Origin of the sequence: Chryseobacterium sp. CP-77 (assembly GCF_036362765.1) — a bacterium.
Taxonomy (GTDB): Bacteria; Bacteroidota; Bacteroidia; order Flavobacteriales; family Weeksellaceae; genus Chryseobacterium; species Chryseobacterium cupriresistens.
Genome location: NZ_CP143637.1, coordinates 3,004,897 through 3,029,209, shown reverse-complemented (window position 1 = coordinate 3,029,209; position 24,313 = coordinate 3,004,897). Strand labels below are relative to the sequence as shown.

Below are 24,313 nucleotides of genomic sequence, written 5' to 3'. Positions count from 1 at the left end.
CTTAAGGCTTCAAGCCTGATGCTTAAAGCTATATACCTTCTTTAGGGTGGTTTTAGCGGTGGGGCTCACCTGTTCCCATTCCGAACACAGAAGTTAAGCCCACCAGCGCCGATGGTACTGCTAACGCGGGAGAGTAGGCCGCCGCCAGTTTTTATTTTATTTTTAAAAAATCCTTTATCATAACGATAAAGGATTTTTTTTGTTTTATACCCAGCTCAATGTATGAGTAATGAGTAATACATCGATTATTCATCATTCATCACTTATCATTCATCATCTATCATCCATCATTGATCACTTATCAATGATAACGGACAGTACACCCTCCAATGGTCACTCCGGTAGGAGTCTCAACAAAGTATCATCAAATAATTTACAGTATTAAATCGTCTGGATTAAAGGAATCATAAAGACTCTAATAAAGGAGGCTGGATTCCTGCGGAATGACACAGTGGAAAGAAGCGGTGTAAATGAAAAAGAGAGACGCCATTGGAAGCACTAGATCAATTGGAAGGAATGTTTAAGACACTGTTGAAAGATCATTATCCGGTTCAGCATAAAATTATTCATTCTTATGGCTGATATCTTGTTTGATTTCACTACTATCGTTTATTCCACCCATTGTCACTCCGATTTCTATGACAAAAACAAAGAATTATTATAGTTTTTTTCATAAAGTTTCCCTGTTCTGATTATTGCAAAAATTCTATGAATAATTTTGTTTCTCACAGCGTTTAAAACTGCCATTTTGTTTTTACCATCACTTATTTTTCTGTGATAATATATTTTTAAATCATTTTCTAGTCTCACAGCTCTCATTGCAGCCATATGAAGTACTGTTTTCAATGATTTATCCGCATAATAAGAAAGCTTAGGTTTACATTTTATTGATGTTCCAGATTGATAGCCAAAGGGGACCACACCTGCATAACAAGCTAATTTTCTGGGGTTATTAATCTTTGTCAACCCTTCTGTTTTAGCAATAATCATCCAGCTTAATACTTTTCCTACTCCTGGAATACTTTGTATACATTGCTTCTTGGAGTATAAATCTGAGTCATTATCAATGAGTTGTTCTATTTCATTTTCTAAAAAATCTATATGCTTTTCTAAAACTTCAATCTCCTTTTTATTCATTTTTAAAAATTTAGAATCATATCCTATACTTTCAAGTTGTGAATAAAGATGTCTTTGCTTTAATAAAGAAGCTCTTAGCTTTATCTTAGAATTTCGCTCAGAAAACAGCACTTTAATTTTCTTTATGTTATCAGAGCATGGTTTCCATTCTATAAGCTCTTTTTCATGTTTCTCTGTGAACTCACAGATCCTTTTAGCATCAATTTTATCATTTTTACCCCTTATTAAGCCTATACTTTTCTTTAAGTGTAAGGGGTTAAGTACAAAAACTTTAAAATTAAAATACTCCAGAACCTGATATAATTCCCAATTATATCTTCCTGTATTTTCCATGGAAACTATAATCTCAGATTTCGGCTCTTGAAAAATTTTGAAGAATACTTTGATTGCCTTAGCTTCATTGGCAATAACATTAAAAGAATAAGAACCACACTTTTTAATACAGATATCCAGTGTCTTGGCACTAATGTCAATACCTATTACAATTTTTTCCATACTTTTGGTTTAAGTTATAAATGTAAGAGCAATTCATCTGATTCTTAACACCTTGATAATGGGCTTTAAATCCCGAATTTCTATTTAAGTCTTTTGATGAAAAAGCATTTAGTTCTTTATCGGAGTATGAATCATATTCTAAGGAATCTATAGTGTAACTAAATGCTTGCTCTTTTCTAAATGTAATCATTTATTTCATAGAACTAATCTAAAGGCAGGAGTCTCAACAAAGTATTATCAGATAACCAGTATTACTTTTGCTTTTTAACCTTTAAATCATAAAGACTCTAATAAAGTAGGCTGGATTCCTGCGGAATGACACAGTAGAAAGAAGCGGTACAAATGAAAGAGCAGGACGCCATTGGAACCATCAGATCAATTGGAAGGAATGTTTAAGACACTGTTGAAGATCATTACCCCGGTTCAGCGTAAAATGATTCACTCTTACAGCTGATATGATATCTTCTTTGATTTCGCTGCTATCGTTTATCCCATCCATTGTCCCTCCGGTAGGAGTCTCAACAAAGTATCATCAAATAATTTATAGTATTAAATCGTCTGAATTAAAGGAATCATAAAGACTCTAATAAAGGAGGCTGGATTCCTGCGGAATGACACAGTAGAAAGAAGCGGCGTAAATGAAAAAGAAAGACGTCATTGGAACCACTAGATCAATTGGGAAGGGATATTTAAGACTGTTGAAGATCATTACCCCGGTTCAGCATAAAATTATTCATTCTTACAGCTGATATCTTCTTTGATTTCACTACTATCGTTTATTCCAACCATCTGTCACTCCGCAGGAGTTTCAACAAATCCATTATTTTCTTCAACTCAATCCCCACAAAGTACCAGATTCAAACTGGAGCTCTTCTAACTTTAGATTTCACTTAATTATTTAAGTATCAAAAGCTTTACACTCATAGTAATGATTTAAGATATTGTAATTATAAAGATTTGGTTGCTTTTATTAATGGATTTAGCATAAATAATTAATGATTGTATATTAATTTAATAAGAATTACGTTTATTTGTTGAAATATCTAGTGATATTGTTAAATATATACCAAATCTAATTTTTATGAAGAAAACCATTTTAAAGGTTGGGCTGCTCCAATCCTTATTCTTTTTCGGTGGATTGTATGCACAAAGTGATTCAACTAAAGCGTCAAAGATTGATGAAGTAGTTGTTACAGCTTATGGTGTAAAAAAAGAAAAAAAAGCGCTGGGATATTCTTTCCAGGATGTGAAAGGACAAACCCTTGTCGACGCCAAAGAAAATAATGTTACCAATGCATTGGCAGGAAAAGTTGCCGGGTTACAAGTGATTAAAGGAAGTTTTGGACCAGGTTCTTCCTCCAAAATTAACCTGCGGGGGTTTAATTCGTTTACAGGAGATAATCAGCCTCTTATTGTGGTAGATGGAGTTCCGTTAAGTAATAGTTTAGGATCAAAGGCTAAGCAGAATGGAAAGGATTCTAATAACGATTTCTGGAATCCGGATCTTGATATGGGTAATGGTTTAAGTGATATCAATCCGGACGACATTGAAAGTCTTTCTGTTTTGAAAGGTGGTGCTGCTTCTGCTCTTTATGGTTCCAGAGGTGGAAATGGTGTTATTTTGATTACTACAAAAACCGGTAAAAGAAAAGGGGGATTAGGAATTACATATTCTACAAGCTTAGGTTTTGAAAATATTTTTATGAAACCTGATTTGCAGCATAGTTTCGCACAAGGAAGTAATGGTTTGGTCAATCCTACGGGGACCGACAATACAACATCCTGGGGACCAACTTTTGAAGGTTCAAATATGACAGTCCACGATAACTTAAAAAGCTTTTTTAAGACAGGAACTAATTCTCAGCATACATTGAGCTTTCAGGAGAACATTGGTGAAGGATCAAGTTTGTACACTTCTGCTAATTATTTAAGCAGTAATAGCCAGATTCCGAACTCAAAATATGAGAGGTTCAATTTTATGGCGAAAATGAATTCTAATTTTGGGGCTAATAAAAGATGGACAACTGAGGTGAAAGCTCAGTATATGAGTGTTAAAGGTACAAACAGACCCTCTGCAGGGCAAGGTGACGGGAATTACTACCCGGGAATCCTTCTGATGCCTCAAAATGTTGATATAAGAGATTATCGTGAGGGGCAGATGCAAAATGGAGTGACATCGCGCTGGATAACCTCAAATGGAATTAATCCCTATTGGACCGCCTATAATGCATTGAACGCTGATAAAAAAGACCGGTTTTTATTAAACGGTTATCTTAAATATCAATTTAATAACTGGCTGAGCGCAGATGTAAGATTAGGAACGGATTTCTATTCCTTAAATTCGGATACCAGGGTTTGGACGGGATCCAGACGTAATAATTCTTACTCTACCGGTCAGGAAAAGTTTTATGAAAATAATTATATCATAAGTCTTAATGCTAAAAAAGATGATATTGTTGGTAAATGGGGAGGATCGCTTTCAGTTTATGGACAGATGATGGAAAGCAGGGATAAAGCATTATATTTTTCCACACAAAATCTCGTTGTTGCCAATGTTTTCAGTACGTCTAATACGAGTGATCTTGCTTCTGTTACAACAACCGAAGTTGATATGTGGAAAAAAATTAATTCAGTATTTGCTGCTGCTGAAATTAATTATGACGGATATTGGTTTCTGAATGCTACGGCAAGAAATGATTGGTCTTCTACTTTGAATATAAATAACAGGTCTTATTTTTATTCTTCTGTGAGTACTTCATTAGTTTTGACAGATATGCTGAAAAAATTAAATGGTACTACTTTAAATGCCTTAACATTTGCTAAGCTTCGCGCGGCATACGCAGCTACAGGAAATTCTTTACAACCCCAACAGTTATATAATACCTATACCGCTTCCACAGATCCAAGCGGACATGTAGTGCTAACAAGAAATAAAATTCTTTTTAATTCAGATCTTCATGCCGAGAAGCTTAAAAGTTTTGAAGTCGGTGCAGATATGAAGTTTTTTGACAAAGTCTCTTTAGACATAAGTTATTTTAGTAATAATGCGACAGAGCAACTGATAGATTTACCAATAAATCCTCTTTCCGGATATGAGAAAAAGAAAATTAATTCAGGAGGGTTGCATAACAAAGGGTTTGAATTCGTAATGAATACGGATATCTTTAAGAAGGAAAGCTTTGTGTGGAATGTCAATGCCAATTTTTCAACGTTAAAAAGCAACATCGATAAAATTGATGGAATTGTTTCAAAATATCCTTTATCAGGTTTTGATAACGTTGCTTTCTTCGCAGAAGTAGGAAAGCCTTACGGAGCCATTTACGGAACAAAATTCTTAAGAGTAGAAGATACCAGCAGTCCTTATTACGGAAAATTGATTGTGGATCAAAACGGATTACCGCAGGCAACGCCTGATCAATATTATTTAGGAGATCAAACCCCGAGAGCTTTGTTTGGCTTTACAAACAGTTTTGTTTATAAAAATATCGGACTTTCATTTTTAATTGACGGAAGAATCGGAGGTAAATTTTTCTCTGCAACACAAGCTGCATTACAAGCGAACGGACTTGCTGCAGACACCGCGCCCGGAGGAAAACGTGATAATATGATTTTGGATGCCGTAGTGGAGGGAAATGGCGGTTATACAGCAAATACAAAAGAAATTACTCAACAGGATTATTGGGGAGCTGTAACATCCGGAAATTTAGGAATTACAGAGCAAAACATTTATGATGCTACCAATATTCGTTTAAGAAATATTCAGCTGACTTATAATTTTCCTAAAAGTATTTTCCAAAAACTAGCCTTACAGAGTGCTAAAGTAGCTTTTACGGCCAATAACGTATGGATGATCTATAGTAAAGCTAAAGGAGTCGACCCGGAATCTGTATTCGCAATTAATTCTAATGCTACAGGATTTGAAAACCTCGCTTTTCCTACTTCAAGATCTTACTTATTTACAATCACTTTAGGCTTTTAATTAACAACTGAAACAATGAAAAAATATATCTTATCATTTTTTACGATTGGTTTACTATGTACTTCATGCAATGATTTTGAAGACATTAATAATAACCCGTTTGCCGTAGACGCTAATAAGGCAGAACCCGAATATTTATTAAATAACTCAATTCTCGGTGCCCAGCAGGATCCTAATATTGCAGAACGTGTTTTTGTTTTATACTGGAAAACGGCAGCAAGACAGCACTTGACAACCGGAATTGCAGGTGGAACTTACGATGATTCCTGGACTTCCGAATACTGGAAATACATTTCAGATTGGCTGAATAATGCGAATGCAGCCATTCAGTTGGCTAATGAAAAAAAGGCGGCCGGGCAGGGAAAACCTTATCATGACAATGTTATTCAGGTTTCCAGAATCTGGAGAGCTTATTTAATGAGTGAATTTTCGGACAATTTCGGACCTCAACCTATTCAGGCTTTTCAGGGAACGAATCCTACTTTTAATTCTGAAAAAGAAGTGTATTATTTTATCTTGGAAGAATTGAAAGATGCAGTCGCAAAAATGGACACAACCCAAGGAGTACCATCCAATAAAAATGCCTATGATATGGTGTATGGGTTTAATTGGAATCAATGGGTCAAATATGCCAACTCTATGAGGATGAGAATTGCCATGAGAATTGCCGAAGTTGATCCTTCAAAAGCAAAAACAGAGTTTGAAGCAGCGGCAAGTTCAAATATGTTTATTGCTACAAGTGCAGATAATTTTAAAGTTGCTGAAAAACCAGGATGGGATGCGCTAACAGGTGTAATGTCCAGAGAATGGAACTCTCAAATTTTATCAGCAACCCTTAATAATTTATACATTGGCCTGGGAGGAGTAAATTCTACAGACCAATTACCAGCAGCTCAACATACACAGGTAAAAGCATCTGATTATATTGGTATAAAATATGATCAACAGTTCACTACAATGACTAACGACCCAAGTGCAGGATACTGGCTGGACGGATTACCTAATAAAATTGATCCCAGAGCCTATAAGACATTCTATATTCCGGGGGATCTTACAAGCCCGGTTTACTCATTGTATCCTACTTATACCAACCAGGCAACTACCAATCACGGAGATCTTACTTTTGAAGACAATTCTAAAATAACAATAAATACCGTAAATACCTGGAACGCCTATACTATTGGAAATTGGGGAGTAAAAGGACAGAGAAACGGCTTAAGAAATGTAGTAGGATGTATGCCGGCTTTAGGTAAGCAGTACAGGGAAAGTAAGAATGCAAGAATATTTTTTGCAAGCTGGGAAACCTATTTCCTTCTGGCAGAAGCTGCATTGAAAGGCTGGACCGTTCCAATGAGTGATGAAGCTGCTTATAATAAAGGAATTCAGGAAAGTTTTGTTTATAATGGAGTTTCACAATTCTATGGTCAATATATTGCTTCAACAGATTATAACCGTGACGGTACTTCTGTCTCTTACAGTCATATTATAGAACCGGGAGCAAGCCATACCATGAAATATAAAGATCCTGTAACCGGGAACTTAGTTTCTGTTGAAATTAAATATCCTGTGAATACCATTTATAAGAACGGATCGGTAAAAAATGATAAACTGACAAAGATTATTACCCAGAAATATATTGCCAATATGCCTTGGCTACCGTTAGAATCCTGGAATGATCAGAGAAGACTTGGGCTGCCGTTTTTTGAAAATCCAGCCATCGAAACTCCATTGCCCAACCTTCCTAATCTGAGCTCAGGGAACTATATGACAAATTCTATTCAGAATTTCCCTCAGAGATTAAGATATCCAAGTACTTTCAGAAATACGGATCAGCCTGGATATGATAAAGCTGTACAATTACTTGGTGGTACAGATGCTGTCCTGACACCTCTTTGGTGGGCCAAACATTAATTAAGTTTAAATATTAAAAAGCAATCCTTTTCTGATTTTGAAAAGGATTGTTTTTTTAGATACAAATGGACTGAATATCTCTTTAATGTATTGTTCAATTTCTGCTAAAAGTACTGTATGGATTAGCCTAGGAGTTTTAATTGGCTCCAATGGTAAAAACAACCTGTGTACTATATGCTGTCGCAGGAATTGTCACGGAAACGCCGCCTATTTCCAGCTGTACATTAATGCCTGAATAATCTACACTGTTACTAAGTCCTAGAACTCCGGTAAAAGTAATTGTTGAAAGGGTTGCGGCATTAGCTTGCGGTATTTCTATATAATTAGCCGTACCGCCATTAATTGTAGCCGTACACAAAACACAAAGGCCATTGATTGTTGCTGTACCGCCACTTCTTTTTGCATAAAGTTTCAGAGAGCTGTTCCAGGAAGTAGGAGCAAGCTGCATGCTGATTCTGGCCCCGGAACTTGTGAGAAGATTCAGAAAAGATCCGGGTAAATGGCCTGATAATGTTAATAGACTGGGATTGTTGTAAGTTCCGGCATAATTAGTTCCGGCTTCTGTAATAGTGGGTACAGTTGCAGTCCAGCTGGTTCCCGTAATATTTATGGTTTGTCCATTAAGATTGCTTCCCATTATTAAAATAATAACGCATAGAAATCTTTTCAGGGATGGTTTTATGATGGGATTTTTAGTGTTCATTTTCGGTTTACTCTGTGATGGTGTAGGTGATGACAATAGCTGTATTAGCCTGTGCTGCTAAATTCGCATAAGTATTTGTGGTCAGTGAAATGGTGAGTGCATGTCCGTTATTGGCCCCATTCCCTGTATAAGCTCCTCCAATACCACTAATAATTGTAGTTGGAGTGGTAGTAAGGGTAACCTGTCCTGCAGATGTTCCCAACGTTCCTCCACCGGCTCCGGATGCTGCTGCGGCCTGAAGTCTTATATTGACTCCTGCGATCACTTTATTCACAGAGGCTGTAATTCTTCTGGTAAGTCCGCTGGGAGAAATGGCAGAAGTATAGTTGATCCATTTTGATGTATTGGGAGTTGGTGCTACCAGAGCATTTCCAGCCTCGGTAGGAGGTGTGAAATTTAATGTGATACTTCCTGTAGGTTCAACATCCATTAAAGTTACTACAGGCAGTGTTAGACTGACAGTTGTGCTTGCGGTCTGAGAATAAACAGAACCGGACAAAGCACACAACGCCATTAACAATATAATACGGATTAGCATCATCTCTTCTTTTTTATTTCATTATATCCTACTTTTAAGGATTCCTGCTGGTACTTGATTTCTACCTGCTGTTTGACAACATTGATCGTTATTTTCTTTGTTTCCGAAGGCTGTAAAGTAAATATAAATTTGTCCGTTGAAATTTTATAACGCTTATCCAGTCCATTTCGGTAAACCTTAACAGTCCAGTCTCCCGGACGCAAATAGGTGAAATCAAAATCTTCTCCTATGGAGCATACTTTGCGGAAAGTCTGATCATTATTGGAAGCTTCTACAATGATACTTTCTTTTTTCTTCTTTCCTTTGGCAGATGGCAGCTGGCCAAAATCATTTTGATCTTTATCTCCGGTTTCCAGGAACTTAACATGCCCCTGAACAGTCGCCGCTGTTGTTAACCCGAAATTAAAAGTATTTTCCTTATTAAGTAATGAAAGCGCTGCAGGAAAAGTCTGGGTTGGAATATCATTGATTTCTGTCGTGGAGCGGTCTATTTCAAGAAAATAGTTGCCGGGAACAACATTTTTAAACATATAATTTCCATCCTTATCCGTAACAGACAGATAACTTCCAAGCATTAGTCTTATTCCTTCTGTTTTTTTTAATCCTGAGCCGCTGATATTTCCGGACAGTGAAATATACTCGGCAATTTTCTGTACAGGAATGTTGGGGCGCCAGGTATAACGCATGGAAAATATAAAATCTTTATCTCCGATTTCTCCTCTTTGTAGTGAATACCTTCCGGAAAGATCAAGTTCGTTCCCCGGAAACAGCTGCTGATGGAAAAGAAGCTCAAACAGATTTCTGTCTTTAAAATATTCCTCGGGCATGTAATTGTTCTGATAAAAGATACTTAAGCTGGTCTTATTGGAAAACTGACTGAAGATTCTCGCTCCGTAATAAAGACTTCTCTGGTTTTGAAGCTGATATCTTGAGCTTATAGCATAACTTCCGAAGATGTTAAATGACGTTCTGAATTTTTGAAATGAAAGATTTGCAGAATAAAAACTGGAATTTCCACTAAATCCGGTCAGATAATTATCTGTTTTACCGAATTGTCCATCCAGATTGACCTGGAAAACTCCTATTTGCTGATTAATACTCACCTTGAAATAACGTTCGTAATAATCAAACTGTTTTGGTTCCAAACGGTCTTTATAAGTTTGATAACCGTTATTCAGGATGATGGAACCAGTAGGAAAATATTTGTATTGTACCCCATATTGAAAATACTTTCTGTACGGGGCAGCCAGTAACAATGTATCTCTCTGGAAATTTTTGGCATCCTGCATATAATTGGCAAATACGCTGATTTTTTTGGTGATGTTATAATAAATATTACCGTTAAAGGTATTGGTATTGGTAAAATATCCGGCAAAATCAGGGCTGGCTTTCATATACATCAGACTTCCGTTTAGTTTTTTAAATACAGCTTCTGCCTGTAATAAATAAGCTGTTCCATCAGTGTTCTTCGTTGTACTATATGCCAGTTCTCCGGAAAGATTGATATTTTTTGAAACTTTGAATTTTCCTTTAGCATATGGTAGATGAGCATCTGAATCAAGTCTTACATCTCCAAATCTGATTTCTTCCTTCCTCGGAGTTTTGTAGAGATAACCTACAGAAATTTCGGACTCTCTCCGGATTTTAAAAGCTGAATACATATTAAATTCATCTTTAATATCTCTGAAGAATCTGGGATGATTGTAGAATCCCCCAAAGCTTACTTTATTAAAATCATAGCGGATTTCTGCCCCCCGGCCATATCTTGCAAATTCTGTAAGATAGGACGAAGAATAGGTTTTATCACCAAGATGAATAAACAATTTATCCCTTTTATAATTCACAAAATACTCTTCATATTGGGTGAATGTATTAAGTTCTACAGGATTGTGTGTAACCGCTCTGAATTCGATCTGGTTTTTATGATCCTTATCCAGTGTTCCTTTACCATAGATTTCACCTTGAAAACCATCATTATAAACTCCCATATTCTGCATTCCGATAAAAGATAGGGAGAGGGCAACAGGAAGTCTGTGATAAATATCGTTTTCAGATGGCTTTACTGAAATTACCTGAGTAGTTGCGTAGACATCCTGAATTTCTTTGGGGTGGCTCTTCGGGTGTACCGAAAGATTTAGGTTCTGAAATTCATTTTGGCTAAGTTCAGGACTTGTTATTTTGTGAATCGTAATAATTTGTGATTCATTGGGTGCAAGAACCAGGGATGATTCGTTATCAACTACAGCATTTTTACTTTCAAGAACAATGCTTTCTGTAACATTACCATTATTTTTCAAAAGGAAAGAAGCACGTATTGTTTCTCCTGCCCTTACAAATTCAGGGGTATTCAACGCAGTAACCAGAAGCTTTCTGTTTCCGGAAACTACGATTTTTGAATTTTTTGTAAATGTTGTTCCATTACTGCGGTCCATAATGTTCAGAGTTACAGAATAAGTACCCTGTCCTGTTTCTGTTGCGATGCGTAGAGGAACCAGATATACTGATGTTTCATACGGAAAAATCTGAAATTCTCCTTTTGGTAAAATAGGATTAATTGAGGAAGTTGATGTGACAACTGAAATATCATATGTTTTGGTTTCCTTCGAATTATTTTCTAAGGTGAAGGGAATAGAAGTAGACATTCCCGGCATTAAACTATCTTTTTTACTGATCAACCGGTTGGGTTGCTCCTGGGAAAAAATAAATACCGGGAATAGTGATATGATAATAAATAAAGTCCAATTTCTAATCATTCTTTACTTCTAATTCCACATTGAGAGCAAAAGCATTCTCTTCTTCATCCGTAGCTATAATAGCTGCTTTGTATTTATCAGGGGGTAATTTACTGATATCAATGTAAAATGTTTTGGAGGTGTCTGGCAAAAGACCCATGGTTAAACTCGAATAAGTTCCCACTTTTTCACCCGTTTTGCGGTTATAGATTTCAATGGAAGCTGTAGGTTTACAGTAAAGATTGCCATTATTGGCTATTGCTACCTTTACAGTTTGTTTTCCCTCCTGTTTTTCCACCTTTACACTTTCAAACTTAAGGTCCGGCTGGGCCTTTTCTGTTTCAAAATCTGTAATGACCTGAATGGCATATCGTATAACAGAAGTGATACTTACTCCCGGCTTACCGTCGCTGGGTTTTATCTCTTCTACCGGCTCTACAATAATCACACTCCAATAACTTCCCGGATCCATTGCCTGATTGGGAACCGTTATTTCATAGAATATCTCAGTCTTTTCTTTACCTTTAAGCGTAACAAGATTGGTATTAAGCTTCAGCCATTCTCCATTACTGCGTTTATTGGTACGTAATACTGTATAATTGATGGTTCCATCGGCATGGTAGGTGTAATCCTGTAAAAATATTTTTACACTTTGAGGGTTGCTGCCTGTGTTTTCAATAGCAACTTTTCCTTTATACACCTTTCCGTTTTCTATTTTGTAAGAATGCGTAAGCCCGTTGAGAATCACAATACCGGCATGTAAAAAGCTGAACTGCAAAATCAGGGTAATCAGGATAAGGATACGCTTTATCATGATATTAGTTTGGAGTTAAAACATTAATAATACAAAACCAGGAAGAAACTGAGTAACAATTTCTCCTTGCTTTTGAAGGACAGTTATAGAACCTTATTTAAATTCTAATTATCTGATATCGTATAAGTAACAGTAGCTGCTACAGTGGCTGTTGCCTCTAAATCTGCGTAAGCTGCTACGCCTCCGGGGCCGCTTCCTGCAGCGATTGCATAGGTAAGATTGTGACCGTTATTAGCTCCGTTTCCAGTGTAAGCACTCCCAATTCCAGAAATGATTGTCTGGTCAGCAGCGCTTAATGTTAGTAGACCTGCAGATGTTCCCAGTGTCCCGGCTCCTGCTCCTGTGGCGGCAGCAGCAGTTACCTGAAGATCTACTCCAGGAATGATAGCATTCATTTTTACACTTACATTACGGGTAGGATCTGCCACAGATTTGATAGAAGAATAATTAAGCCACAAAGTCGTGTTGGCTGCAGCTGGAATAATGGGATTTCCTGCTTCAGTAGGTGCTGTAAATCCAAGGGTAATATTTTTTGTTGCTGATGGCTCAATATCTACCAATGCAACTTCGGGAATAGAAATGGTAACCGTATGGTTATCTGTAGCGAGGTCTTGGGCACTCAGATTCCCGCATAGAGCAAACGCAAATAATGACGCTGCAATAGTTAAATTTAGTTTTTTCATGACACTGTTAATTAGTAAAGTGAAGATAATAAAATTCAACATGTTTTGAAAAAAATATACCACAATTTTTTTATAACTGCTTATTTATCATATGTAATGCATTATAAGATGAAATAACTCAAAAAAAATACTGCACAACTTTGTGCAGTATTTTATCAATATTATAAGCGTTTTTAAGCCCAATGCGGATCAGAAACGGAAACTTTTCCGGTTTCTATTCTTCCGGCAAAGTGCCACAGATGATCGTCTAATTTTAGCTTCAAATCATACCAGCCTTTATATTTATCAAGATCAATAATGATTTTTTCTTCCGTTTTTTGTACAGAAACTGTTCTTTCACTTCTTGTGTAAAGATCTTCCAGACGGATGGAAAAATTTTCCTTTTTATGATTTCTGATGATTAATTCAATCTGATTTTTTGAGACCATATTCGTCAAGATCACCTCTGTTTCTGCAGTTTTATCTCCCTTAAATTTTCTGAAAAAGCCATTGGGACCGAAAATTTCATAATCATAAGCTCCCGGATGCACAGTATGGGATAGCGTTTGCTTTGCATATAAAGCATATGAAAAATGATAATTATTATTGTCGAATTGAGTTCTGTCATATACCAAAAGCGGAACTCCATTCTCTTTTAAATTGGTCATTTTTATCTGTTCCCCTTCCAGATTGACATGGAAATGATAGGGCAGCGGATTGGATGGTTTCAAGCCTCTTTCCTGAATATCAAGTAAATTTTCATTCAGTTCATTTTCCGAATACCATTTCAGGTTGGGAACCGGTTTATTTTTGGCAGCATTGATGGTTTTAGCATAATCCTTCTGATCAAGATAATCCATCTGAGGAACTTTTACACTGGAAGAATTGAAAGCCGATGTAAGATCACCGCATACTGCTCTTCTCCAGTCGCTGATATTGTCAACATGAACATTCTTTTTGAATTTTTTCATAATAAAATTCTCCAGAAACTGCAGTACAGAAGTGTGATCCGATACTTCAGAGTTTACGAAACCTCCTTTCGTCCAGGGAGAAGCGATGATCATAGGGACTCGGTAACCCAATCCGACAGTTCCTTCTACTTTTTCATAGGTTTTCAAAGAAGGATTGCTCATATATTCCTGAGTTTTATCCACATATTCCACCCCTTCTTTTCCGTTCATATCAACAGGCTGACTTGGATTTACCGGCGGGGCAAAAGGAAGTACATGATCAAAATACCCGTCATTTTCATCGTAATTGATGATGAAAATTGTTTTTTTCCAGGTTTCAGGATCTTTGGTGAGAATATTCAAAACCTCAGAAATATACCAGGCTCCGTACCATGGTGATCCCGGATGATCAGAAAAATGTTCCGGAGCTACCAGCCAGGAAACCAATGGAAGCTTTTTCTCTTCCACATCTTTACGGAACTGGAATAATACATCACCCTCGGGAACGACAAGCCTTTCACCATTTTCATCTTTTCCGATCTCCAGTTTCCAGTAATCAGGATCATGTACATTGGTGGTGAAAGCTTTTTCGTGCAGGTTTTTCTCTTCATTTGAAAGTTTTGAATAATTGTCAGGATGGTACTTCACCTGATCTTCCTGAACTTCAGCCAGCATGGCTTCCAGTCTTTTTTTCTGATCAGGATTTTTTTCAATTTCCTTTTTCAGATAGTTTATGATATTGGGAATGTTTTCATAATATCCTTTTGAAAACTTAACATTGAATCTTGAAAACCACTCAATCGGGTTATCCGTAAAATTACTTAACCAGGCCTCCTGCTCGCCGGACATTCCTTTTGGAAGACTGATTTCGTTCTGATAAATTCTCCATGAAACATTCTGTTCTTCCAAAATCTCAGGGAAGGTTTTCCATTTGGCCTGCCTTGCTTTATCATAGTCAATGTTTTCATTAACAACATTGGCTTTTACTTTTCCGTTTTGCTGTTCCCTTAATGTTCCGGACCAAAGGAATAGCCTGTTGGGAGTTGTTCCGGTGAGTGAAGAGCAGAAATACTGGTCGAATATGGTAAAGGCGTCTGCCAGCTGATAATAAAACGGAAGGTCTTCACGGTTGTAATACCCTAATGTCAGCGGGATATTTTTATAATCTTTATTTCCTGAGGCTTTTGCCTGAAGCCACTGATCGAATTTCCCTTTGTTCAGTGCTTTCTGCTGATCTGCCCATGAATGAGGCAAAGAGCTCATCCAGGTAGATTTTGTATTTCTTAAATCCAGGCGGGCGGGAGAAGCATATTTCCCTTCGTCATTTTTTTGGAAAAAGACGGAATGTCCATCCTGTTTTACAAAAGCTCTTTTATCTAAAAAGCCCCTTACTCCCTTAAGAGCGCCAAAAGCATGATCAAATGAACGGTTCTCCTGCATCAGGATCACAACATGTTCTGCATCATAAAATGTAGACTGGGCAGCCGGATCAATGGCTAAAGCTTTTAAAATGGAAGGATGCAGAACTCCTGACGTTCCTAATCCCGCTAATAAAAGACTTGATTTTTCTAAAAATTCTCTTCTGTTCATGTTCAATCGTAATAAGAAAGAAACCGCAAGTTAATAGGATTTTCCTGCGGTTTCTTTGTTTTTATATAAAAATAATCAGATTTTTATTGTAACCACCAGGGTTTGGAGTTGATATTATCATTTCCTCCGTACTGAGCGTTTAAAGCAGCTTTTAAATTATTGCTGTTGTAATTATATTCAGACTGCGGATATCTGAACCTGAAAGGCGCCGGAACTCCTGTTTTTAAAGGATAATTTGGATAGCCAGTTCTCAGATAATCATAATAAGAAGTCCACTGTGCCTGATGGAACATCGTCATGTATTTTTGAGTCATGATCTTTTCGAGCTGTGTCTGTAAAGGATCAGCATCATTATACACTACCAAAGGAGTTGCAAGATATTGGTTTACATCAAAGCCTGAGAAATATTGTCCCGGATTTTTTACATAAGTCTGATAAAAATTGAAACTTGCCTTAACAGCATTGTCGTAATGTGTTTTGGCAGATCCGGAAATCCATCCTCTGGCCGCAGCTTCAGCCAGGATAAACTCAAGTTCTGAATAACTTAGTACAGAAGCAGGTTCGTTAGTAGGGTCTTTATAAAAACGGTCGTTTACTTTAGAAATATTTTTTGCAGTGATCAAAGCAGCATTATCAGAATAGGGAGAAGTAGGATTTCCTCCGTTATATCCTGTATAATCTGTAATTGCTTTTCCGGCTTCCTTCGCTCCGGTAGTTTGTGCCGCAAAGGTGAACAGACGCGGGTCATGCCTGTCTTTGAACATATTGATAAAATAATCTGCCATATACAAACTAGAACCATATCCACTGTTGTTAAACATGGTGTATCGGCTGTCTGCAGCATCAGCAAACTTAAGTTCACCGTTATCAGCAATGGAAGTCATGATAGACTGGCTTCCTGCAATGGAAGCAAATTCTGTAGCGATATTATAATTGCCTACTGTGGTTTTTTTAGATAAAGTAATAAGAATTTTCAGGCGGAAGGAGTTGATCAGTTTTTTCCACTTTAAAGCATCTCCGTTGTATACAATGTCACCTTCAATTTTGTCGCTGGTATTAATAAGATCATTAGCTTCTTTGAGCTCTGATAAAATTCCGGACATGATGGCTTCCTGTGAATCATATTTAGGCTGTGTAATTCCGGATTCACCTTTGGCTGCTTCAGAATAAGGAGCGCTTCCGACTTTTAAACTGATATTGAAGAAATGATAGGCTCTCAAGAATTTTCCGATGGCCAGATAATTTTTATTTCCTCTTTTCTCTGCTTCCTGCATCATCTTCCCTGTATTTAACAGCCCTTTGGTATAAACTTCAAAAGAAGCATCATTCCATTTCATATACTGATATGAATTTTCACCATCGGTACCAATCATCATCCTTGAGGCATACATATTATCTCCATTTACCTGGAAAGTGTATTTTTCTACGTAGGTCAAAAGGTATTTAGGATCAATGCTGGCCTGGTCATTAGGATTTTCATTGATGGTATCAAGGTTGGATTCGCATGAAGCCAAGGTAAGGAATCCTGCAGCAAACAGAGATTTCATCAGCCATTTTGCCGTTTTACCTTTTTGCGCTTTCATTTTGTTTATAGTATTTTTCATTGTCTTGACGTACTTTTTAGTTAAAACTTAAGATTAAAACCGATTCCAAACCATCTGCTGGATGGATCCTGGATATCATTAGCGACATCTCCGCTTCTGCCTGATCTGATCTGGAAATCAGGATCGGAGTAAAGGTTCTTTGATTTTTTCCACATCGCTAAATTATAAGCAGAAATATTGGCCGTGAAACCTTTTACCATTCCTTTCGGATTCAGTAATGAAGAGAAATCGTATTCCAGCACTACCGATCTCAGCTTAACGAAGGTTCTGTCGAAAACGTTGGCAAATTCTTCACTTTCATCCTGCGTTACTCTTGCCTGATATGGATAATTCTGTGCCCAGTCCTGGAAGCTGATGGCTTTCGTGTGCGGAGTATAAAGACCGGTTGCAGGATTGTAGTTGACTCCATCCGGTACAAAATAATAGGTTCCCGGATTCGCGTATTCAAGATCTCTGTACGCTATAGAATTAGGATGTTTTCCGCCCCACCACATTTTTTCTACGACCTGCGATCTCATTATCCCTCCAATGCTTCCGTCAATTCCGATATTTAAAGTGAATTTTTTATATTTAAAGGAGTTATTGAAACCGAAAGTCCAGTCCGGATTGAAGTGTCCTAAGTTAGTCGGAGCATTAGCTCTTGTCGGCATTCCTGAATTGGCATCAAGAATGACTTTCCCGTCCGGAGATTTTTGCCAGGTATAATCATAATAGCTGTCCATTCTTTCCCCTAACTTAATGTTCTGGTAGTTGGGCATATTATCATAAATAGAAGTCAGCTTTTGCTCATAAGTACTCCAGTTGATTAAGGTTTTCCAACTGAAATCCGCTGTTTTTACCGGAATCATACCAAGAGTGATTTCAAAACCTTTTGTGGTATATTCATTCCCGTTTACATATTGTGAGGTGAAACCGGATGATTCTGCGGCAGGGAACTGAAGGATATTATTATAATCCAAAGTTCTGAAATAAGTAGCGTCCAAAGTAATCCTGTTATTCAGGAAACCTGCGCTTACCCCTAATTCATAAGATTTTGTCTGCTCGGGCTTCAAAGAGTTTTCCACATTCAGAGTCGTTGGATAATAATAAGTCGGATTTCCGTTGAATGTGATTCCCTGGTTATTCAGATAATAATTTCTGATGGAATAAGGCTGGAAGTCATAGGCTACTTTTGCCCAGGAAGCGGAAAGCTTCAACAGATTAATAGATTCCGGCAATTTTACCAGGTTTGAAATAACCGCACTGATGGAAGCAGAAGGATAGAAGTAAGACCTGTTGGCTTTAGGCAGTGTGGAAGACCAGTCATTACGCCCGGAAATATTGATGAAGAAAGCATTATACAATCCGATATCAATGGTAGAATAAGCACTGTAAATCAGTTTTTCCTTCAGGTAGGTATAATTTTTCAGCGCTCCGATAGAGTTTTCGAAGGTATACACTTCAGGAATTTTTAATCCGTCCGTAGACCTTTCATTGTTGTTGTTTTTATAATAGAAGGCGGAACCTCCGGCATTGATCGTAAAATCAAAGTTTTCAGATATTTTTTTCTTATAAGTGGCTAAAACATCATAGTTCAGGTTCCATGTCTTATTATCTTTCAAAATATAACCTCCGCTTCTCGGCGCACTATAATTGAAGTAAGAATAAGGGCTTAATATTTCCGTTTTACTGTGGTTTTCCACAAGAGATATTTTCCCTTTTACCGATAGATCCTGTGTTGCTTTATACTCTAAGCCTGTCTGTGCATTGATAATATCGGTTCTGTTCTGATTTTTATAATACTCAGCTCCGAACCATGGGTTGTTGTACCAGGCATAGTTCCAGTTGGCCTGTGCTCTTCCTTCCTTTCCGGGAATCCACATGTGATTTTTCAGAGCCTTTCCGTCTACATCGCCTCCCATCCAGATCAGGATGGTGTACATATGTCCGCTTGGGTTGTAATCGTAGTTGGGAATATTAGGGGTGAAGGCCTGATTGAAGTTGAATTTTGTATCAAAGATTAACTTCTCACCAAGATGGTTTTCAGAAGAGAAGTTGATTCCGTATTTCTGAAGGTATGAATTCGGAACCCTGTCATCATAATTCATGAAATTCCCCGAGAATCTGTATACGTCTTTGTTATTTCTGTAGCTGATCGCAAAGTTATTATTGTTGATAACCGCAGGTTTTAAAAAAGTATTTAAGTTATCATGGTACTTCCAGTCAATCGGAACTCTTTCATACCTTGATTTATCATCATACTGAGTTCCTGTTACAGCTCCATACCACGGAACTACCTGCCCTGTTACTTTATCTCTGATGGGGCTGTTCCACTGTGCAATCTGTAAACCGGGAACGAATTTGGGTCCCCAGATCATATCTCCGTCATTCACGCCGCCATCAGCTCCGTCCCAGAATTCATATTTTCCATGGGAACCGTTACCATATTCAGTCTGGGTTTTCGGGAGATTGGTAAACCCTGCCGTAATCATGGTGTTCTGGGAAAATTCTACAGAGAAACCTTTCTTTTTAGCATTTTTTGTGGTGATCAAAACAGCTCCGTAGCGACCTCTTGAACCATATAAAGCAGAAGCGGTAGCACCTTTCAGGACGTTGATGTTTTCAATATTGTTAGGGTCTAAATTCTGGAAAACCTCTTTTTCCACAATCACACCATCAATCACAAAAACAAGATTGGAGTTTCCTCTCAATGTAAACTGTGGCGCCTGCTGCATTCCCGTTGGATTGGAAACATTCAGACCAGCAACCTGTCCGGAAAATAAGTTCCCGATACTCGGCGTAGTAATAGTTTCAAACTGTTTCGTTCCCACTTCCTGAGTAGCATATCCGATTTTCTCCTTCTTTTTGGCAATCCCTAATGCGGTAATCACAACGCCTTCAATCTGTTTTTCGTTTTGCTTTTTTAAGACAACGGAATACTGTTTTTTGGAAGAAACCTCAACGGTATAAACAGAAAAATCAGGAGCAAAAAATTCAAGAATATCTTTTGGGTTTGCAGAAATAGTGAAATTACCATTTTCATCTGTAGTAGCAGTCTTTCCTGTGTTTTTGTCGGTGATGTTCACACCGGAAACACTAGAACCGTTTTCTGATTTTACATTTCCTGAAATATTGATTTCCTGTGCAGAAAAATAAAGAGGAAGTAAAAAAACGGCAAAAGTGGCTAGAGTTTTCTTCATTTTTTTGAAGGCAAATTTAGCAGAGCACTGTTACCTGTACTTTAATGATGTATTAAAATAAAAATACGATTTAATATTTTTTAACATGAAGAATTAATAGAAAAGTAAAATAGAAAATGTCTTTTGTATGGAGACTTTTGCTTTATTATATAAATATAGTTAGGAAGCTGGGAGAGGAGGGAGGCTGGAAGTTTTATGGTGGTTTTAACTTCTTGAAGCCCCTCAGTAATAAATTTTTGAAGAAAAGCCTTCTAATAATAATAGGATAGTAAAACTGTTACTTCGATAACATCCAGCCTCAAGCTTCCCTCTTCCTTTCTATTTCTAAAACCTGCTCAGAATTCCCCAGTGGATTTTAATATCATTAAATTTAAAAGGATTTCCGAACTCATTACCATTAGACAGCTGGAAGCTCATCAAACCGATAGGAATGAAGAAATTGAAACCGAGCCCGACACTGTAGAGCTTGGGTTTTACATTTAAAGATTTATTGTTGAGCTGACCATATTGGCCAAAGACATCAAAAAAAGCCTGGTTACCAATCAGATATCTGTATTCCAAACTTCCGTAATAATAGAAGTCGGCGGCGAGCGAGTTTTCATTGAATCCCCGCATGGAATTCCAGCCCCCGAAACGGTATAATTCATTGGCAGAGAATTCTATTTTAGAATCCATCATGGCACCCTCCGCTTTGATGTTCAGAAAGTGATTTCCTGAAATATGATAATTATGTTCTCCAAAGAAATAAAACTGATTTTGATTGGCTTTAATATTATCTTTTGAATAAGTGGTTGTTAAGAAATCATATCCGGCATTGATCCTTGTTTTGTAAAGGAAAAGGTCAATATCTGTAGGCTCAGTCATTTCATACCATATCCCGATCCCTTTTTTGTTGTAGTCTTTTCCCTGAACGTATAGCGTATCAATAATAGTAGAGGTTTCGAGAGTTGCCCTCAGACCTATTTTATTCCGGTTGTTGATGTGGTAATAAAAGGCAGGCAGGAATTTTACATTGGCAAACGTAGAATCCTGACGATAGATATTTACTTTTGTATCCATCCCGACATTCGATTTGAAAAGGTACGGAATATCTACTCTAAGATCGAAAGTCTGTCCTTTATCAGGGTTTCTCTGCCAGTATAAATTCACAGTTTCAAAACCATTGAACATATTCCTGAAATTGACATTCATTGTCCCGTTTAAGGTAAACTTGGAAGTTTTATCATTCCCGAAGCCGATTACCCCATCGAAGGTATTTGTCTTTTTCTTTTCCAGAAACAGGTAAATACTGGTGGAATCTTTTGTAAATAAAGTCTGAGGCTGCCGTTCAAGGGTCAGAAAAGGATGACTCTGAAAGGTTTTGTTGATGGCTAAAAGGTTTTTGTCATCATAGTTTTTACCTTTAAACTCCTTTTCAAGGTTTTTGATGAATCTTTTGGGGACTTTTTCGTATCCTTTTACTACGAATCCGTTGATTGTTCTTTTATCATTCTTGTTGATGTCAAGCTCTACGATCGGATAGCCGTTTTTCTGACCTTTGTATTTAGATTTGATCCTGCTGAAAGAATACCCTTCATCAATATAAGTCTTGTTGATACTTTTCTTGGTTGAGTCTAAATTTTTAGTGAAAAAATCTTTCTGGATTTTTAATTTCTGAACAAGAGAATCTGTAAGGTTGACATACGTTTCGTTGAAATTCTTTCCTTTATCGTAGAAAATTTCTGTGCTGTCACCTTTTACTTTTACGTCTTTCAGTTGAGTGAAGAAATAATTACTCTGGGCTAAGGAATCCAGAAACTTTACGGCAGAAGTAGAATCTTTTACTTTTTTCCTGACCTTGGTTTCCGTATCAATCAGCCAATACTGCTTTTTCTGCGCTTGTGTAAAAACGCAGAACAGTACAAAAAATATTTTTAAAAGTAATTTCAATTTATTCTTCTGAATATGAAGGGGAATCTCTATAAAATACAAAAGATTCTTCACTGCATTTCTGAACTACGTTCGCAGACTTTCAGTCAGTGTTCAGAATGACAATGCGCCTTATCAATCAACTAATTTTTATCCAGTTTATTATACTTCTTCATCAAATTCTCATAAGTTCCCTGCGGAAGAATCCATTTTAAAGGAACCCCGATTTTCTGTCCGAATTTACCAAAATAATAATGCGCTTTCCATTTATTTTTTGCTAAAAGTTTTTCAATGTATTCTGCCACTTCCAAAGGCTCTGTTCCGTCATTCACGTGAGAATTCATCAGCGCATATACTTTGTCAAAAACATTTTTATAAGGCTGGGAGACCTGTGCAATGACTCTGTTGTCTGCAATATTGGTTTTAATATCTCCCAGATGCAGAGAGCATACGTCAATATTCCATGGGTAAACTTCATATCTCATCGCTTCAGTTACTTTATCCAATGCGGATTTGGAAGCCGAATAAAATCCACGGAAAGGCAGACCCATTTCACTTCCGATACTGGAAACATTGATGATTTTTCCAAATTTGTGCGCACGCATATTCGGGAGTACGGCACTCATCATCTGCACAGGTCCGGCAAGATTCAGGCTGAAAAGCTTCAGAATATCTTCTTTCGTAGAATCTTCCACTGCACCTACCATTCCCATTCCGGCATTGTTGATCAGAACATCAATTTTGCTTTCTGTTTTTAAAACCTCAGCTACAGCATTTTGAACTGCAGTATTGTCTGTCACATCAGTTGGGATAGATTTGAAGTATTGGCTTTCTGTATGTTTTCTGCTTAATCCGTATACTTTATGTCCTTTTTTACCAAAATATTCTGCCAAAGCAAACCCGATTCCTGATGAGGTTCCTGTTATAATGATGGTCATTGAATTCGTATGATTTTTAATGTTTTATTTCTTCTGATACCAGGGAGACGTTTTTAATGGTCTGTGTTCAAAAGTAAAATCTATTTTCAGCAAATGTAAAAAAAGAAAAATGAACTTTGTTATGGATAAAGCTTTAAAGTTGGATGTATTCTCTAACTGATTTAAAATATTTAGAAATAATCCATCAGTGTTGGAAAAGTTATTATATTTTAACTCCGGTAAAATTTAGTAATTAATTACGTTTTAAATTAATGATGAAAAAAGAACTGCTAATATTATTCATACTCAATTTTAGCTTTTATTGTACAGGACAAGAAATTAAAATTCCGGAGAATTTCACTGAACATTCTATTCCAAAAGTAGAATCTCCAGAATGGTTCGTTCTTATTCATTCTAAAGACTGTTATGCTGTCAAAAAAGATAATGGTAGATTGGTTGTGGAAAAAACCAGCTATTACAAAAAAGATTCTGAATTAGAAATCGAAGATGGAAAATTGATTGGAGAAAACAAAGGGGAATTTGGGGGAGCATTATACTTTCAGCCTAAGGAAGATAAAGACAAAGTTGTGAAAATAAAATTTGGAAACATTGTTGATATTTTCAGATTCCAAAATAAAATTTATTTCACAGAAGGCTCAGGGATTTGGGGAAGTTTGTATGAATTAAATAAAGATTCAGCTTTCACTTATAATAAAATCGAATCTTTTGGGGATGCCTTAGAAGCTGTAGCCGTATTTGATGACAGTATTTATATTGCCTCTTACCATGGCTTTTATAAGGTAGCGGATGAAAAAGCAACTCTTATTTTCAGAAAACAGTTTTGGGATAATCTGTATCCAAATTCTGTCGTAGTATTTGATGAAGAGAATATTTTTATGGGTATAAGAAGTGGGATTGTTAAGTTGAATCTTGTGAAAAAAACAGTTAACTTTTATACAGAAAAATAAGTATAGTTTGTGTTTTAAGAATTAGATTCTTAAAATATTTTTCGTTCAAACCGCTGAATGCGTTTTTTTATTCTATCATGGAATAAATTTAAGACAAACTTAATATTAATTCATTATTCATCATCGGAGGAATGATTACTTTTAATTACATATGTTTCTGAAAAACAGGGTTTTAATTTTATTTTGTGGTAGATGGTACCTGAAAAAATCTAAAATTTCTTAATAA

At 36.8% G+C, this 24,313-nt stretch carries 14 protein-coding genes and 1 rRNA gene; 4 read left to right on the top strand and 11 right to left on the bottom strand.

The window, feature by feature from the left end; genetic code table 11:
- Window positions 1–42: 42 nt before the first annotated feature.
- Window positions 43–150 (top strand): 5S ribosomal RNA (rrf, locus tag V0410_RS13455).
- A gap of 486 nt (window positions 151–636) precedes the next feature.
- Here the strand turns inward: rrf and V0410_RS13450 are convergent.
- Window positions 637–1,632, bottom strand: a complete 996-nt coding sequence (locus V0410_RS13450; protein ID WP_330744043.1) for an IS110 family transposase — start codon at window positions 1,630–1,632, stop codon at window positions 637–639.
- 1,081 nt (window positions 1,633–2,713) lie between these two features.
- On the opposite strand from V0410_RS13450, the gene V0410_RS13445 reads away from it, so the two are divergent.
- Window positions 2,714–5,611 (top strand): SusC/RagA family TonB-linked outer membrane protein, encoded by a 2,898-nt coding sequence (locus V0410_RS13445; RefSeq protein ID WP_330744041.1) that lies wholly within the window; start codon window positions 2,714–2,716, stop codon window positions 5,609–5,611.
- A gap of 15 nt (window positions 5,612–5,626) precedes the next feature.
- A complete protein-coding gene (locus V0410_RS13440; RefSeq protein WP_330744039.1) occupies window positions 5,627–7,522 on the top strand; it encodes a SusD/RagB family nutrient-binding outer membrane lipoprotein in 1,896 nt (631 codons plus the stop codon).
- A gap of 136 nt (window positions 7,523–7,658) precedes the next feature.
- Here V0410_RS13440 and V0410_RS13435 read toward each other — a convergent pair whose 3' ends face one another.
- The 10 genes from V0410_RS13435 to V0410_RS13390 form a co-directional block, all read right to left on the bottom strand.
- Window positions 7,659–8,225: a hypothetical protein gene (locus tag V0410_RS13435; RefSeq protein WP_330744037.1), complete on the bottom strand. Its 567-nt coding sequence runs from the start codon at window positions 8,223–8,225 to the stop codon at window positions 7,659–7,661.
- A gap of 7 nt (window positions 8,226–8,232) precedes the next feature.
- Window positions 8,233–8,766: a hypothetical protein gene (locus V0410_RS13430; protein ID WP_330744035.1), complete on the bottom strand. Its 534-nt coding sequence runs from the start codon at window positions 8,764–8,766 to the stop codon at window positions 8,233–8,235.
- Window positions 8,763–11,516 carry a COG1470 family protein gene (locus V0410_RS13425; protein WP_330744033.1) on the bottom strand — a complete coding sequence of 918 codons (2,754 nt, stop codon included), beginning with the start codon at window positions 11,514–11,516 and terminating at the stop codon, window positions 8,763–8,765. Before V0410_RS13425 ends, V0410_RS13430 begins: the two co-directional genes overlap by 4 nt.
- On the bottom strand, window positions 11,509–12,309 hold the full coding sequence (locus tag V0410_RS13420) for a WxL protein host-binding domain-containing protein (RefSeq protein ID WP_330744030.1): 801 nt from the start codon (window positions 12,307–12,309) through the stop codon (window positions 11,509–11,511). The genes V0410_RS13425 and V0410_RS13420 overlap by 8 nt, the downstream gene beginning before the upstream one ends.
- Window positions 12,310–12,413: 104 nt before the next feature.
- On the bottom strand, window positions 12,414–12,992 hold the full coding sequence (locus V0410_RS13415; RefSeq protein WP_330744028.1) for a hypothetical protein: 579 nt from the start codon (window positions 12,990–12,992) through the stop codon (window positions 12,414–12,416).
- A gap of 173 nt (window positions 12,993–13,165) precedes the next feature.
- Entirely contained in the window at window positions 13,166–15,511 is a 2,346-nt protein-coding gene (locus tag V0410_RS13410; protein ID WP_330744027.1) for a phosphocholine-specific phospholipase C, read from the bottom strand.
- Between the two features lie 83 nt (window positions 15,512–15,594).
- Window positions 15,595–17,115, bottom strand: a complete 1,521-nt coding sequence (locus V0410_RS13405; RefSeq protein ID WP_330744026.1) for a SusD/RagB family nutrient-binding outer membrane lipoprotein — start codon at window positions 17,113–17,115, stop codon at window positions 15,595–15,597.
- Between the two features lie 20 nt (window positions 17,116–17,135).
- Window positions 17,136–20,294 carry a SusC/RagA family TonB-linked outer membrane protein gene (locus tag V0410_RS13400; protein WP_330744024.1) on the bottom strand — a complete coding sequence of 1,053 codons (3,159 nt, stop codon included), beginning with the start codon at window positions 20,292–20,294 and terminating at the stop codon, window positions 17,136–17,138.
- A 324-nt stretch (window positions 20,295–20,618) separates the two neighbouring features.
- Window positions 20,619–22,223 (bottom strand): autotransporter assembly complex protein TamA, encoded by a 1,605-nt coding sequence (locus V0410_RS13395; protein ID WP_120232918.1) that lies wholly within the window; start codon window positions 22,221–22,223, stop codon window positions 20,619–20,621.
- A gap of 122 nt (window positions 22,224–22,345) precedes the next feature.
- Entirely contained in the window at window positions 22,346–23,140 is a 795-nt protein-coding gene (locus V0410_RS13390; RefSeq protein ID WP_330744022.1) for an SDR family oxidoreductase, read from the bottom strand.
- Window positions 23,141–23,391: 251 nt separating this feature from the next.
- On the opposite strand from V0410_RS13390, the gene V0410_RS13385 reads away from it, so the two are divergent.
- Window positions 23,392–24,087 (top strand): hypothetical protein, encoded by a 696-nt coding sequence (locus V0410_RS13385; protein WP_330744020.1) that lies wholly within the window; start codon window positions 23,392–23,394, stop codon window positions 24,085–24,087.
- Window positions 24,088–24,313: the final 226 nt, after the last annotated feature.

What these genes read in the sequence shown, in the direction of transcription:
- V0410_RS13450 (WP_330744043.1), bottom strand. Translation starts at nt 1,632, where the DNA reads ATGGAAAAAATTGTAATAGGTATTGACATTAGTGCCAAGACACTGGAT.
- V0410_RS13445 (WP_330744041.1), top strand. Translation starts at nt 2,714, where the DNA reads ATGAAGAAAACCATTTTAAAGGTTGGGCTGCTCCAATCCTTATTCTTT.
- V0410_RS13440 (WP_330744039.1), top strand. Translation starts at nt 5,627, where the DNA reads ATGAAAAAATATATCTTATCATTTTTTACGATTGGTTTACTATGTACT.
- V0410_RS13435 (WP_330744037.1), bottom strand. Translation starts at nt 8,225, where the DNA reads ATGAACACTAAAAATCCCATCATAAAACCATCCCTGAAAAGATTTCTA.
- V0410_RS13430 (WP_330744035.1), bottom strand. Translation starts at nt 8,766, where the DNA reads ATGATGCTAATCCGTATTATATTGTTAATGGCGTTGTGTGCTTTGTCC.
- V0410_RS13425 (WP_330744033.1), bottom strand. Translation starts at nt 11,516, where the DNA reads ATGATTAGAAATTGGACTTTATTTATTATCATATCACTATTCCCGGTA.
- V0410_RS13420 (WP_330744030.1), bottom strand. Translation starts at nt 12,309, where the DNA reads ATGATAAAGCGTATCCTTATCCTGATTACCCTGATTTTGCAGTTCAGC.
- V0410_RS13415 (WP_330744028.1), bottom strand. Translation starts at nt 12,992, where the DNA reads ATGAAAAAACTAAATTTAACTATTGCAGCGTCATTATTTGCGTTTGCT.
- V0410_RS13410 (WP_330744027.1), bottom strand. Translation starts at nt 15,511, where the DNA reads ATGAACAGAAGAGAATTTTTAGAAAAATCAAGTCTTTTATTAGCGGGA.
- V0410_RS13405 (WP_330744026.1), bottom strand. Translation starts at nt 17,115, where the DNA reads ATGAAAAATACTATAAACAAAATGAAAGCGCAAAAAGGTAAAACGGCA.
- V0410_RS13400 (WP_330744024.1), bottom strand. Translation starts at nt 20,294, where the DNA reads ATGAAGAAAACTCTAGCCACTTTTGCCGTTTTTTTACTTCCTCTTTAT.
- V0410_RS13390 (WP_330744022.1), bottom strand. Translation starts at nt 23,140, where the DNA reads ATGACCATCATTATAACAGGAACCTCATCAGGAATCGGGTTTGCTTTG.
- V0410_RS13385 (WP_330744020.1), top strand. Translation starts at nt 23,392, where the DNA reads ATGATGAAAAAAGAACTGCTAATATTATTCATACTCAATTTTAGCTTT.